Here is a 13351-nt window from a genome sequence, read left to right on the forward strand (position 1 = left end):
AGGCTGGAGGCCGTGCTTAGACGAACGAAGATTGTATGTACCCTCGGTCCAGCAGTTGCTTCGCTGGAGGGGATTACCGGGCTGGTCAACGCCGGCATGGATGTTGCCCGTCTGAATTTCTCTCACGGTGAGCATGAGGACCACGCTCAGAACTACCACTGGGTGCGTGAAGCATCCGACGCTACGGGACGTGCCGTCGGTATTCTCGCCGACTTGCAGGGGCCAAAGATCCGCCTCGGTCGTTTTAAGGAAGGCTCGACGTATTGGGCTGACGGCGAGATTGTCCGCATCACCGTCGACGATGTCGAAGGCACGCACGACCGAGTCTCCACCACGTACAAGAATCTCGCTGACGATGCCCGTCCGGGCGATCGCCTGCTTGTCGACGATGGCAAGGTGGGCCTGGAGTGCATCGAGGTAGATGGCAACGATGTGGTGTGCCGTGTCATCGAGGGCGGTCCGGTCTCGAACAACAAGGGTGTTTCCCTGCCGGGGATGAACATCTCGGTGCCGGCTCTGTCGGAGAAGGATATCGCCGACCTGCGCTTCGCTCTGAAGCTGGGAGTGGACTTCATTGCGCTGTCCTTCGTCCGTTCGCCTTCCGACGTCGAACTGGTCCATGCGGTCATGGATGAGGTTGGCCGTCGTGTCCCGATTATCGCCAAGCTGGAGAAGCCAGAGGCAGTCGAGTCTCTCGAGGCCATCATCCTGGCTTTCGATGCCGTGATGGTCGCCCGTGGTGACCTTGGTGTTGAGGTGCCGTTGGAAGATGTTCCGCTGGTTCAGAAGCGCGCTATTCAGATTGCCCGCGAGAACGCCAAGCCGGTCATCGTCGCCACCCAGATGCTCGACTCCATGATTTCGAACTCGCGCCCGACTCGTGCGGAGGCCTCCGACGTGGCCAACGCTGTGCTCGATGGCGCAGATGCCGTGATGCTCTCGGGTGAGACCTCGGTTGGTAAGTACCCGCAGGCCACGGTTAAGACCATGGCTCGCATCGTCACCGCCGCTGAGCGCGAGGGGGAAGTTCCTGCGCTGACCCACATGCCTCGCACGAAGCGTGGTGTGATTTCCTACGCAGCTCGCGATATCGGTGAGCGCTTGAATGCCCGCGCTATGGTTGCTTTCACCACCTCGGGTGATACCGCTCGCCGTGTGGCACGCTTGCACTCTCGCCTGCCGCTGCTGGTATTCACTCCGAATCAGCAGGTTCGTTCGCAGCTTGCGCTGACGTGGGGTGCGGAGACCTTCTTGGTGCGCGAGGTTAACAGCACGGATGAGATCATGCAGGTCATCGATGAGCAGCTCTTGACCATGGAAAACTACAACGCTGGCGACACGCTGGTCGTTGTTGCTGGTACCCCTCCAGGAAATGAGGGCAATACCAACATGATTCACGTCCACGTTATTGGCGAGGACGCACGCTAGCTCTCTGGCGCGTTTGAAAAAGCCGGTAAGTCCTTTTGGGGCTTACCGGCTTTTTGTAAGAGCCTTTCGACCTGGGGGGTTAAGTAGCAAAACTGACAACCCGAAAACTGAGCTGTCTTTTTTGGCGCGGTGCGCGGTGGCAAGCGGCCGGCACACAGCCCTTACTTTGCCAAGTAGGACAGCACGGCGGCAGCGGCGGCAGAAGTCGCGGAGGTAGCCGTCGGCTTGAAATCCGGGAGGAATGTCGGCATGTGGTTCGACGGTACGTCTTCGACCACGCGGTCGGCAGCAACGGCGGCTTCCCACGTATCCCGAGGTGTGGCGCCAACGGTCCAGTAGACATATGGGCAGTTCAGTCCACGCGGCAGGTCTGAGAAGTCCTCCGATGCGGTCCACGGCACAGCGTCGGTGGAATCGTCGCCGAGCACAGCGTCCATGACCGGGCGAATCGTGGCAAACGCCTCCGGATCATTGTCAGTGACTTCGCCGTGATCGGAGTACTCAATCACAGGCTCAACCTCAGTGCCGGAAGCCAGGCATTCGCCACGAACAACGCGCTCAATGCCCGCAATGAGCTTCGCGCGCACATCGTTGGAGTAGTAGCGAATATTCAGCACAATCTTGGCCTGACCGGGGATTGTGTTATTCGAATTGCCGGACTGCAGCGTGCCGACGGACAAAACACCAAACTCGTGGGGAGGAATCTCGCGCCCCACAATTCCTTGCAAGCGCAGAACGATTGCGGCAGCCAAGTACGTCGGGTCAATGGCGTTGTGCGGCATAGATCCATGTGCGGAGCGACCTGTCAGCGTGATGCTAATGGTGTCACAGCCAGCAAGTGCCGGGCCGGGCATAGTCATTACCTGACCTGCGGGGCCGGGAACAATGTGCTGGCCGAAGCACACATCTGGGGTGGGGATGAGGTCTGCCAGGCCGTCGTCAATCATGGCCTGTGCACCACAGGCCAGTTCCTCGGCGGGCTGGAACAGGGCAATGAAAGTACCCGACCACTCAGACTTAGTTGCTGCCATCAGGCTAGCCAGACCAAGACCGGCCGTCATGTGCATGTCATGGCCACAGGCGTGCATGACGGCGGTGGCAGAACCATCGCGGGCGGTACCGGTGGCAGAGGAAGCGAAGTCCACACCGGTTTCCTCGAACACCGGAAGCGCATCGATATCAGCGCGGAACAGCACGGTAGGGCCGGGGCCATTTTCCATGACACCAACGAGGCCGTGACCACCGATTCCCTCATACACCGTGTAAGTGCCCATGTCGCGAAGAGCACCGGCCAGATACGCGGCAGTTTTCTCCTCCGCCTGAGATAGCTCCGGGTGCTGGTGCAGGTAACGGTAGATTTCCCACTGCCTGTCCAATGGCACTCGATGAGTGGCGATGAGGTCGCGAATGCGGCTCAGTCGTGCTTCATTGTTGCTCACCTGGATTAAGACTCCTAACTTCTCTCTACTCTGTGCCAGAGAACTACAGTCGCGACCCGTCTTCGACGAGCGGGTTGTACTTCAGCGAGTTTGGCTGGCACTGGCACTCGGTCGCAATGTGGATGCTGTCCGAGATCTTTCCGGTCTCCCGTAAACGGTACATCTCCGGGACAACGCGGTCGCGCAAATCCCATGGGGAGATGGTGTTCAGATAAATCTTGGTGCCACCCTCAAAGCCGGCCAAGTTCGAGGTGCGCCACTTAATCATTACGCGCCACGGCATGCGGGCATCCAAATCGACAGGGCGGTGGTGCCATTCCTCGTTACACGGAATAGTGGGGCCGGCAGCTGCATGACATGCGTGAATCAGGTCCGACATTGCGTCGATCTCAGCCCGGGTTTGCAGCCACGGTTCGCAGACATCTGACTTCGAGAAGATCTCCAGCGTCGGGTACCGGTGTCCGAATCCTGCGAAAGCCACCGCGTGCTCGTTTTCCGCAATAACCAGGTTGTGGCGGGCCGCATAGTCCACCGCGTATTCGTTGTAGATATTCGGGTTCTTGCGCACCGCCTGCACTTCGCGCTTGAGCTGCTCGCCGTGCTCATCGATGGCCACAAGCTGCTTGTGCAAGTGATCGAAGCTTGCGCCTGCCGGTTTTAGCCAGTTTTGGAAAGCGGCCACATAACGCACGTAGCGGTTACGTCGGTACAGGTCAGCAATCGACTCGACGGTAAACGCAATAAGTGCGCGGTGCTCGGCAACACTCAATGTGCCAGAAGAAGCCAGCTGATTATCGTGGGTAGCGCCGTCGACAAAGTGGCGACGGGCAACAATCACATCGTGGCCGCCGGCGAAATAGCTTGGGGCGCGGCGCAGCAATTCCTCGTCGGAAAGCGCGCTGATTTCCTCTTCACTGCGTCCAGCGGCGCGGTAGCGCGTGCGAATGATATTGAGCACGTGCTCGCGGCCCTTCGGGTCATCGAGGTAGGCCTCCATACGTTGCTGAGTTTCGCGGTCGGGCTCGAAGCCATAGTTTTCCGACCAATAGTCATAGGAGACGATCTCGAACAGGTTGGGCACGCGGCGGAACTCCGCGGTGGTGTCGAAGAGCTGGTCGGGCAGTACTCCGGTCACCGTGCTGTAGCCGCCGAATACCGATTCGTCGAGGACAACGCGGGCCTTCTCCGGCGGGGTTTGCAGCAGGTTGTTCCAGCCAAAGGAGTCGCGGGATCCAAAATCCTCCTCGCTCAATGGCTGCGGATCCGTGTGCTTAATTCCCAACGGCCGATTGCCACGACCTGGGACTGTCCACACCTGGGTACCGGAAAAAGGATTGACTTGCTTCACCGTGCCGTCGGCAAGCGTGATGAGGGGATTGCTGAAAGCCTGCATAAGTCCAACACTACGTCTTTGCTGGCGGTCGGCGCGCCAATGTAGGGGGACAGGGCTTGACGACGGTTAGCTATTGTCTGGCCGTCTCGCGTGGCTTAGCCTGTGAAGTTATGTCGAAGATTGTTTTTCACTGCCTGGTGAAGCCGACCGAATCGGAGGCGCTGGCCGAGGCATTTCGTACCAAGTTGAGTGAGTTTGACCGCGCCGGGCGAATTAGTGACGTGGATGTTTCGGTGGCGTCGGCGGACACTGACGCGCAGTTGGTGGAGCAGTGGGAGCGTGAGAACCCGAAGGAGCCGTTGGGGGATAGGAAGGTATTCCGTTATCTCTTGAGCTTCGATCAGCACGGCGGTTCTCTCAATGAACTCGCTATGGACCTCTCTGAGCTACTGACTCCGCGTGCAGAATTGCCCCCGGACCCAGTGCTGCGTGAGTTCGACGAAATGCTCGAATCTGTTGCGACGTATCCCTGGAATGTTGCCGTATTTAGGTAATATCCTACCTAATTCGTGAAAAGTGTAAGCCTCCACAGAGTCAGTGATTGGCTTGGCCAACGGGTGTAGCGCAAATCGCTACGAGTTTTCCCAGCAATATGCCGTTGTATAATTATGTCCGCTTTAATATCTACAGTTGCCCAGTCCTTGTGCACACAACCTGTGCCACCGAGTTACGGCAACCGGAAAGTGGTTTACAACCGCTGACGGTTTGTTCTTCGTGGGCGCCATAATGGTTTCGCAGAGAGGTTTATTTTGAATATCGAGCAGAAGGTTTCGGGACTCTATGACCAGATTCTCACCCGAAACGCCGGTGAGCCGGAGTTCCACCAGGCAGTGGCAGAAGTTCTGGAGTCGCTGAAGGTCGTCCTGGAAAAGGACCCACACTACGGTGACTACGGCTTGGTTCAGCGTCTGTGTGAGCCGGAGCGTCAGATCATTTTCCGCGTGCCGTGGGTCGATGACCAGGGGAAGGTCCAGGTCAACCGTGGCTTCCGTGTTCAATTCAACTCTGTGCTGGGCCCGTACAAGGGTGGTCTGCGCTTCCACCCGAGCGTGAACCTCGGCATCATTAAGTTCCTGGGCTTCGAGCAGATCTTCAAGAACTCCCTGACCGGCCTGCCGATCGGTGGCGGCAAGGGTGGCTCCGACTTTGATCCGAAGGGCAAGTCCGAGCTAGAAATCATGCGCTTCTGCCAGTCGTTCATGACTGAGCTGCACCGCCACATCGGTGAGTACCGTGACGTCCCGGCCGGTGACATCGGCGTCGGCGGCCGCGAGATTGGCTACCTGTTCGGTCAGTACCGCCGTATGGCCAACCAGCACGAGTCCGGCGTTCTCACCGGTAAGGGCCTGACCTGGGGCGGTTCCCTGGTTCGTACCGAGGCCACCGGTTACGGCTGTGTCTACTTCACTGAAGAGATGATGAAGGCCAACGGTGCTGACATCAACGGTGCCAAGGTCATCGTTTCCGGTTCCGGTAACGTCGCCATCTACGCCATTAAGAAGGCTCAGGAGCTCGGCGCTACCGTCGTCGGTTTCTCTGACTCTTCCGGTTACGTCTCCACCCCGAACGGTGTCGACGTCGAGCTGCTGAAGGAAATCAAGGAAGTTCGTCGTGCTCGCGTCTCCGAGTACGTCGCTGAGGCTGAGGGCGCTGAGTTCCACGAGGGTGGCAACATCTGGGAGCTCAAGGCTGATGTCGCACTGCCGTGTGCAACTCAGAATGAGCTCAATGGCGAGTCCGCCAAGCTGCTGGTCGACAACGGCTGCCGCTTCGTTGCTGAGGGCGCAAACATGCCGTCCACCCCGGAGGCTATCGAGGTCTTCAAGGCCAACGGTGTCCACTTTGCGCCGGGCAAGGCTGCCAATGCCGGTGGTGTTGCTACCTCCGCTCTGGAGATGCAGCAGAACGCTACCCGCGATTCCTGGTCCTTCTCCTACACCGATGAGCGCCTGAAGCGCATCATGACCAACATCTTCAAGAACTGCGAAACCACCGCCGCTGAGTACGATCACGAGGGTAACTACGTGCTCGGTGCCAACATCGCAGGCTTCAAGAAGGTCGCTAACGCAATGCTGGCTCAGGGCGTCATCTAGTCTGCTAACGTTTCCGCTTTACGACGGATCCTCGGCGACCCCGCCCGTCGAAAAGCCAAAAAGCCCACGCTGTAAACTCCCTCCTATGGAGTTATCAGTGTGGGCTTTTGTCTTTATCGTGGCAACGATTTTCATCGGGGCTCTGATGCAGCGAATAGCCGGTATGGGACTCGGACTGTTGGGAGGTCCGGTCCTCTCACTGGTTGCAGGTCCCGTAGCAGGAATTTTGATTATTAACGTGCTCGCATCGGTCAATGCGATCATGCAGACCATCTCGGTGCGAGAGAACGTCGATTGGAAGAAGTTCTGGCTGATTGGCCCGGTGATGGCCTTAGGTGCGCTGCCAGGCGCCTGGGTGGTTCACAACACGCCCAGCGGGCCACTCCAGGTTCTGGTCGGCGGGCTCGTGCTACTCGCGCTGCTAGTGACATCCTTTATGCCTCAGCGCATGCGTGTCGACGGCCCACAATACGCCGTTGCCTCAGGCGTGGCCGGCGGTTTTATGAATACCCTGGCCGGCATTGCGGGCCCAGCCATTACCGTTTACGCACAGGCTTCCCGTTGGCCAGCGCAGACATTTGCAGCCACCCTGCAACCGCTCTTCTTTGTTTCCGGCGCGTTGTCCTTGCTGTTCAAGGAAATCAGCGGTGACGTATCTGTCTTCGCCACCACACCGGTTATCCTCTGGCCGCTGTGTTTGGTTGCCATGATTGTGGGTATATTTTTGGGCACTCGCGTTTCCCGACGAGTGCCCATTGTGCAAGCCCGAAAGCTCGCGGTCATTCTGGCGACTACCGGCGCGGCAGTCACTATGTTTCGCGGAATCTCCGCAACTTTTGGCGCTTAGGCTTGCTGTTACTTCAACAGCGAAGACAGGAAGTTGCGGGTGCGCTCGTGCTGCGGATTACCCAGCACCTCATCCGGGGTGCCCTTTTCCACGACCACGCCGTCAGCCATAAACACGACCTGGTCGGCGACTTCACGGGCAAAGCCCATCTCGTGCGTCACGACGACCATGGTCATGCCCTTATCGGCCAGACCACGCATGACGTTGAGAACCTCACCGACGAGCTCGGGGTCAAGAGCGGAAGTCGGCTCATCGAAGAGCATTAGCTTCGGCTCCATGGCCAGGGCTCGAGCAATGGCAACACGCTGTTGCTGACCGCCCGAGAGCTGAACAGGGTAGGCATCGGCCTTGTGCGCCAGACCAACAGTCTCCAGCAGCTCCATGGCACGCTTTTCAGCCTGCTCCTGAGAGACACCCTTTACCAGCACCGGTGCCTCGGTGATATTTCCCAGCACCGTGCGGTGCGGGAACAGATTGAAGTTCTGGAAAACCATACCGATATCGCGACGCTGACGGGCAGCTTCTGCGGCGGAAATCTCGTAGAGGCTGCCGTTCTTTTCGCGGTAGCCAATCAGGGAACCATCGACGTAGAGACGGCCGGCATTGACCTTCTCCAGGTGGTTGATACAGCGCAGCAGCGTGGACTTACCGGAGCCCGAAGGACCAATGAGGCAGGTAACCGTACCGCGTGGAACTTCCAGGTCGATGCCCTTGAGGACCTCGAGACGGCCGAAGTTCTTCCGAACCTTTTGCGCCTCAACCATCAAATCTTTGGTAGTCATTTACTGCGGATCCTCTCGGTAGAAGTGCTCTTCGTCCTTATCGACAACGCGAGCATTTGCAAGCGGCACACCTTCGGCGTCGGCAAGCGCGGCCAGCTGGCGGGCGGTGAGCTGACGGGTAGCGCCGCGGGCGAAGTAGCGCTCAAGGTAGAACTGTCCGACCATCAGAATTGATGTGATGACCAAGTACCAGGTGGCGGCGACAAGCAGCATCGGCACCGGCAGGAACAGCGCATTGGCGATGTCCGTGGAGCGGCCGTAGAGTTCCAGCGAGAACGGCACTGCGATGACCAGCGAAGTGGTCTTCAGCAGGGAGATGAACTCGTTGCCCGTCGGCGGGATGATGATGCGCATAGCCTGTGGCAAGATGGCGCGGCGGACAGTCTGCCACCAGCTCATACCCAGTGCCTTCGATGCTTCGGTCTGGCCCTCCGGGACAGCCTGGATGCCGGCACGGACAATTTCAGCCATGTATGCGGACTCATTCAAGCCGAGACCGACGAACGCCAACACAAAGGTATTGGACAGGACGGTGCTGAGATCAACCTCGGCAACGCCCAGGTCAATCGTCGAGTAGATAGTGCCGAGGAGGCCCCAAAAGACCAGCTGCACGTAGACCGGAGTTCCTCGGAAAACCCACAGGTAGAACCAAGCAACAGTGGACAGCACGGGGTTGTCCGACATGCGGAGTACGGCGACGATAGCACCGCCGACGATACCGATGAGCATGGCCAAGACCGTCAGTGCAATGGTCCAGCCAGCGGCAGCGGCGATTCGTGTGTCGAACAGGTACTGGAAGTAAACATCCCAGTGGTAGGCCTCGTTGCGGGCGGCACCGATGATGAACCACAGGAAGAGCACAAGCAGCACTGCTGCGGTGATCCAGCGACCCGGGTGCGGCAGCGGTTTGGCCTTAATTTCTTCGTTGAGTTCCGCCTGTGTGGCCTCGTAGCGGGCGCCAGACGCAGATGAGTCGCTCACTTAAAGTTCCTCTCCGTTAATAGTGGCGCGTTCCAAAGCACCGTCTTCCAAACCCCATGTGGTCAGGATTTGCTTGTACTGGCCGTTGTCGATGAGGTACTGCAGCGCCTGCTGGAGTACTGGGCCGAGTTCTGAATCCTTCGGAATAGCGAAGCCGAACGGGGCACCATCGTAGATATCTCCGGCAAGTTCGAGTTTGCCCTCAGAACGATTGACCGCGTAGGCACTGACTGGTGAGTCAGCTGCCAGCGCGTCAGCACGCCCCAGCACCACGGTGGTAGCTGCGGTACCAGCATCCTGGTAGGCCAACTTGTTAATTGGTGGCAAACCGCGATTCAGACAATCCTGATTCTTTACCGGCAGGTCCTCCATGTCAGCGACGGGATTGCGCTGAACGGCAACAGTTTTGCCACAGTAGTTGTCGGAGCTGGCGTCGCTGCCCGGGCGACGTGCCCACTGCAGGCCGGTATCCAGGTAGTCGACGAAGTCGTAGGTCTTGCGGCGCTCCTCATTTGAGGTGAAGCCGGAAGCGCCAACATCAACTGCGCCGGCCGACAGGGCCGGAAGAATCAGTGCGAAATCCTGTTCTTGGATTTCAATCTTCATGTCCAAGACACTGGCCATGGCTCGGATGAGATCGATGTCGAAGCCGATGATGGAACCGGCGGAATCCTTAAACTCTGCCGGGGCGAATGTTGGGTTGGTGCCGATGCGCAATACTTCGCGCTTACGAAGATCTGCTGGGACCTGTTTCGCCAGTTCGGGGACCGCTGCCGGTTTGATCTCTGACCAGCCCTCGGGGTTACCGCTTTCGTCATTGGTGACGCAGCCTGTAAGCCCTAAGAACAAGGTCGCAGTCAGCGTGGCAGCCGCCAATGCGATGGGTCTTTTCATATCTGAATATGTTACCTAGGCACAGGAATACCTTAAATTCGGTACCCCTATTCAGCTGCGTCTTAGGCTGCTGCAGGAAAACCGCACACTTTTCAGACTTCCCGGGGAATAGTCAGCGCCGGTTTTCTAGTTCGCTTCAGCTGCAGCAAAGCCATTGCCAGTGACGTCGAGCGGGCCGACCGCGCCGGAGGCCGGGTCGCTCAGCGCAGCATCGCGGACAGCCTTCGCCACGGCCGGCATGACGCGCGAATCCAGCGCCGACGGGATAATGCGGTCGGCACTCAGGTCTTCTACGCCAACATTTGCAATGGCCTGAGTAGCAGCCAGCTTCATGGCCTCGGTGATCCGTTTGGCACCCGCCTCCAGTGCGCCACGGAACAGACCCGGGAAGGCCAGCACATTATTAATCTGGTTCGGATGATCCGAGCGGCCAGTGGCCACGACGGCTCCGTACTTGCGGGCGACTTCCATCGGAATCTCCGGAATCGGGTTGGCCAGCGAGAACAGAATCGGGTCAGCGGCCATCTGGCTAATCGCATCCTCGCCGATACGGCCGGCAGAGACGCCGATGAACACGTTAGCGTCGACAAGCGCATCGTTGATCGAGCCGGTGATACCGCGCGGGTTAGTCATGCCGGCGACCCACTGCTTGATGTCGCTCAGTGGCTCGCGGTCTGGGTGGATGATGCCGCGCGAATCGACGACGACGATGTCGGACATGCCAGCGGACAGCAGCATCTTCGTCGCAGCGACACCAGCGGCACCAGCGCCGGAGATGACCACGCGGAGATCCTGGAAGCTGCGACCTGTCAGCTTGCAGGCGTTGATCAGGCCGGCGGCGATGACGATGGCGGTGCCGTGCTGGTCGTCGTGGAAGATGGGGATGTCGAGCTCTTGGTCGAGACGCTGCTCGATCTCGAAGCAGCGAGGCGCGGAGATGTCTTCGAGGTTCACTCCGCCAAACGACGGCGCCAGCGCCTTGACCGTCTGGATGATTTCCTCTGTATTGAGGGTATCCAGGACGATTGGCACAGCGGAGATGCCGGCGAACTGCTCGAAGAGCTGGGCTTTTCCTTCCATCACCGGTAGCGCGGCCTTGGGCCCGATGTCGCCAAGGCCAAGCACGGCGGTGCCGTCGGAAACCACTGCGACGTTCTGGCCGGTCCAGGTGTAGGTGCGGGCCAGAGCCGGATCTTCGTGGATGGCCTCACAGACGCGAGCGACACCTGGGGTGTAGCCGATGGAGAGGTCGCGAATTGTCTCGAGCTTCATGGTGGAGTGGGAGCGGAGCTTGCCGCCTCGGTGTGCCTCAAAGATTTCCGCATCGGTGATGGTCGACGGATCTGTGGGGGCGGTGTCCTCCGGTACTGCGTGAAGTGGCGTCTTAGCGGAGTTCGCGTTCGCAGTGTGGGCGGAGGAGCTAGAGGGGGAATTCGCAGCAGGCATGATGACAGTCCAAAACGTGTTGAGTACTGAGTACTTTGTACTTTGAGAAAACTCGACCGCGGCGTGAGCTGCTGGTGGGCAGTGCGTAAAGCCGGGAGCAAAGCTTGGCAGGTGATACGTAGTGGTGTGCGTAAAAACTAAACCAGTCTTGCTATACGGGATTGGTATCTCATTATATGGACAGTGGGGTGGAAAATAAAATCTTTGCGGTTGGGGGAGCGGGGATTTGGGAAGTGTCGTGGGGCTGGCGGCCGCGGGCGTGATGCCGGAACCCCGGCTTTTGCCGAGTTCGACGAGTCCTGCCATGGCATCGTTTGTGTTAAGGGCTACTCAGCTGCGTCGTTTGTGATGAAGGTGTGCATCGAGCTTGCTCGGAAGCATCTTTGTTAGGAAGTGCCTTCGGTGGGGTGTCTATGTGCTGTCGGGTTCCATATGGGCGGCTGTCGTTGGAGGGGCTCCATGCCTTGGCCGCTTTTGGCCTTCTATTGGTTTGGAAAATGTTGGCGATATTATTTGCCGATATTGAGTAAGCGCTGGCCGGGGTTGAAGGTTAGTTTTTAAAGAGATTAACCAGTTCCAAGCCCTGTTCTATGGGGTAGAGGCCTGGTTTTTTCTTACCTTCAGTGGTGCCTTATGGTTCGCGAATCGAAAATATTTGTGTAGTGCGGAAAGTTGAATCCGGAGTTCCTGGGATAGTTCCAACTGACGACAGAGAGCTGTTCGTTTATTGCAACTTCTACGCAGGAGGCTTCTTACGATGTCCGATTCCACTTTCCCCCAGAACCCGCAGAGTCCACAGAACCCGTATGGCTCCCAGAATCCGTACGGCTCCCAGAATCCGCAGGATTCGCTGGGGCAGCAGTCCTACCAGCACAGCCCGCAGGATCCGCTCGGCCAGCAGCCCTACCCGCAGGGTCCGTCGGCAGCGGGGCAGATGCCTCCGGCTCCGAAAGAAAAGAAGAAGGGTGGCTGCTTCAAATGGGGTGGTATTGCCGCGGGCGCTGTCGTGGTCCTCGCTGTGGCGGCCAGCTTGACTGGTGGCGGTGACACTGAGTCGGGTTCCGATTCTGAAGCTGCATCTCTCTTTGGTTCGGAGACTGCCGTTGCGGCTGATTCTGGGACTGTTGAGAATGCCGATTTCGCTGAGTCTTCCGAGGCAGGTGTAGATGAGCAGCAAGGTCAGACGGGGGAGCAGCAAAAGCAGGATGAGAAGGTCCCGACCGAATACAAGAATGCTCTCCGCAAGGCAGAGATTTACGCGAATCGCATGCACATGTCGAAGGCCGGTATTTATGATCAGCTGACCTCGGAGTACGGCGAGAAGTTCTCACCGGAGGCAGCCCAGTATGCAATGGACAATCTCGATGCGGACTGGAATAAGAACGCACTGGAAAAGGCGAGAATCTACCAGGATTCGATGGCGATGTCCCCGGATGCGGTTTACGAGCAGCTGACGTCGGAATACGGCGAGCAGTTTACTCCGGAGGAAGCTCAGTACGCGGTGGATAACCTGTAGCAGCGGGCTTCGTTTGTTGATGACGCCAATTGGCCAGAGTCCAGTTGGATGCCTGCTGCAAAAGAACGGCTTCCGCTTCACCAGAATGCATTTGCTGCACACTGAACGGCTGCTGGTGAAGCGGAAACCGTCTCGGCAGTTTTAATGCGTGACCGGGCAGTTGAGCGAGTGTCTGCAGCACAACTTCGGCGCGGTACAATTCGTGCCGTTTATCAACCGCGCCCGCATCGGCGACCGCGGCGGCAAATCAGAAGTAACCGCGACACTGCGCCGCTACGCAGTCGCAGCACCTATCTTGCAGAAGACATCGCTGAGTTTCGAGTCTCCATCACAGAAGAGCAGCGGCAAGCTTTGTTGAGCGGGATTTCCGAGTACTCCGATGACGATGAAGAAGTTTTCAGAGCGTATGCTCGCCTGTTGAAATCATCGGACTCAAAAGCCATGGAGTAGCCACATTCGCGGGGTGCGAGTCCCCGCCATGGCACTGCCCCGTTCACTCAGGGTTAAGTAGCAAAAAGTGTGTCCGCTCGGC

At 58.4% G+C, this 13351-nt stretch carries 12 protein-coding genes; 6 read left to right on the forward strand and 6 right to left on the reverse strand.

What is annotated here, in order from left to right; translation table 11 throughout:
• Positions 1-12: 12 nt before the first annotated feature.
• On the forward strand, positions 13-1428 hold the full coding sequence (gene pyk, locus HMPREF2562_RS07720; protein WP_049190021.1) for a pyruvate kinase: 1416 nt from the start codon (positions 13-15) through the stop codon (positions 1426-1428).
• 161 nt (positions 1429-1589) lie between these two features.
• On the opposite strand, the gene HMPREF2562_RS07725 is transcribed toward pyk, so the two are convergent.
• Positions 1590-2867 (reverse strand): amidohydrolase, encoded by a 1278-nt coding sequence (locus HMPREF2562_RS07725; RefSeq protein WP_049190019.1) that lies wholly within the window; start codon positions 2865-2867, stop codon positions 1590-1592.
• 43 nt (positions 2868-2910) lie between these two features.
• Positions 2911-4260, reverse strand: coding sequence for a DUF4921 family protein (locus HMPREF2562_RS07730; RefSeq protein ID WP_016422936.1), 1350 nt, complete (start codon positions 4258-4260; stop codon positions 2911-2913).
• Between the two features lie 110 nt (positions 4261-4370).
• Between HMPREF2562_RS07730 and HMPREF2562_RS07735 the strand changes: the two genes are divergently transcribed.
• From HMPREF2562_RS07735 to HMPREF2562_RS07745, 3 genes are all read left to right on the forward strand, one after another.
• Entirely contained in the window at positions 4371-4754 is a 384-nt protein-coding gene (locus HMPREF2562_RS07735; protein WP_042388759.1) for a hypothetical protein, read from the forward strand.
• 255 nt (positions 4755-5009) lie between these two features.
• Positions 5010-6353, forward strand: a complete 1344-nt coding sequence (gene gdhA, locus HMPREF2562_RS07740; protein ID WP_016422934.1) for an NADP-specific glutamate dehydrogenase — start codon at positions 5010-5012, stop codon at positions 6351-6353.
• Between the two features lie 85 nt (positions 6354-6438).
• Complete coding sequence (locus tag HMPREF2562_RS07745) at positions 6439-7200, forward strand: sulfite exporter TauE/SafE family protein (protein ID WP_042388756.1); 762 nt, start codon at positions 6439-6441, stop codon at positions 7198-7200.
• Positions 7201-7208: 8 nt separating this feature from the next.
• On the opposite strand, the gene ehuA is transcribed toward HMPREF2562_RS07745, so the two are convergent.
• From ehuA to HMPREF2562_RS07765, 4 genes are all read right to left on the reverse strand, one after another.
• Positions 7209-7982 carry an ectoine/hydroxyectoine ABC transporter ATP-binding protein EhuA gene (gene ehuA, locus HMPREF2562_RS07750; protein WP_016422932.1) on the reverse strand — a complete coding sequence of 258 codons (774 nt, stop codon included), beginning with the start codon at positions 7980-7982 and terminating at the stop codon, positions 7209-7211.
• On the reverse strand, positions 7983-8900 hold the full coding sequence (locus HMPREF2562_RS07755) for an amino acid ABC transporter permease (RefSeq protein ID WP_370550222.1): 918 nt from the start codon (positions 8898-8900) through the stop codon (positions 7983-7985).
• A gap of 63 nt (positions 8901-8963) precedes the next feature.
• Entirely contained in the window at positions 8964-9857 is an 894-nt protein-coding gene (locus tag HMPREF2562_RS07760) for an ABC transporter substrate-binding protein (RefSeq protein ID WP_070549820.1), read from the reverse strand.
• Positions 9858-9983: 126 nt separating this feature from the next.
• Entirely contained in the window at positions 9984-11303 is a 1320-nt protein-coding gene (locus tag HMPREF2562_RS07765; RefSeq protein WP_049190014.1) for an NAD(P)-dependent malic enzyme, read from the reverse strand.
• Positions 11304-12060: 757 nt separating this feature from the next.
• Between HMPREF2562_RS07765 and HMPREF2562_RS07770 the strand changes: the two genes are divergently transcribed.
• Complete coding sequence (locus tag HMPREF2562_RS07770) at positions 12061-12819, forward strand: Ltp family lipoprotein (RefSeq protein ID WP_080969583.1); 759 nt, start codon at positions 12061-12063, stop codon at positions 12817-12819.
• Between the two features lie 148 nt (positions 12820-12967).
• The gene (locus tag HMPREF2562_RS07775; RefSeq protein ID WP_049190013.1) at positions 12968-13177 is read left to right on the forward strand and encodes a hypothetical protein; all 210 of its coding nucleotides are present in this window, start codon (positions 12968-12970) and stop codon (positions 13175-13177) included.
• The last annotated feature ends 174 nt before the right edge of the window (positions 13178-13351 follow it).

It is taken from the genome of Corynebacterium sp. HMSC077G07 (assembly GCF_001809225.1).
Classification (GTDB): domain Bacteria; phylum Actinomycetota; class Actinomycetes; order Mycobacteriales; family Mycobacteriaceae; genus Corynebacterium; species Corynebacterium jeikeium_D.

Bases quoted from the DNA above. Each gene is read 5' to 3' on its own strand.
- HMPREF2562_RS07730 (WP_016422936.1), bottom strand. From the start codon at position 4,260: ATGCAGGCTTTCAGCAATCCCCTCATCACGCTTGCCGACGGCACGGTG.
- HMPREF2562_RS07735 (WP_042388759.1), top strand. From the start codon at position 4,371: ATGTCGAAGATTGTTTTTCACTGCCTGGTGAAGCCGACCGAATCGGAG.
- HMPREF2562_RS07745 (WP_042388756.1), top strand. From the start codon at position 6,439: ATGGAGTTATCAGTGTGGGCTTTTGTCTTTATCGTGGCAACGATTTTC.
- ehuA (WP_016422932.1), bottom strand. From the start codon at position 7,982: ATGACTACCAAAGATTTGATGGTTGAGGCGCAAAAGGTTCGGAAGAAC.
- HMPREF2562_RS07760 (WP_070549820.1), bottom strand. From the start codon at position 9,857: ATGAAAAGACCCATCGCATTGGCGGCTGCCACGCTGACTGCGACCTTG.
- HMPREF2562_RS07765 (WP_049190014.1), bottom strand. From the start codon at position 11,303: ATGCCTGCTGCGAATTCCCCCTCTAGCTCCTCCGCCCACACTGCGAAC.
- HMPREF2562_RS07770 (WP_080969583.1), top strand. From the start codon at position 12,061: ATGTCCGATTCCACTTTCCCCCAGAACCCGCAGAGTCCACAGAACCCG.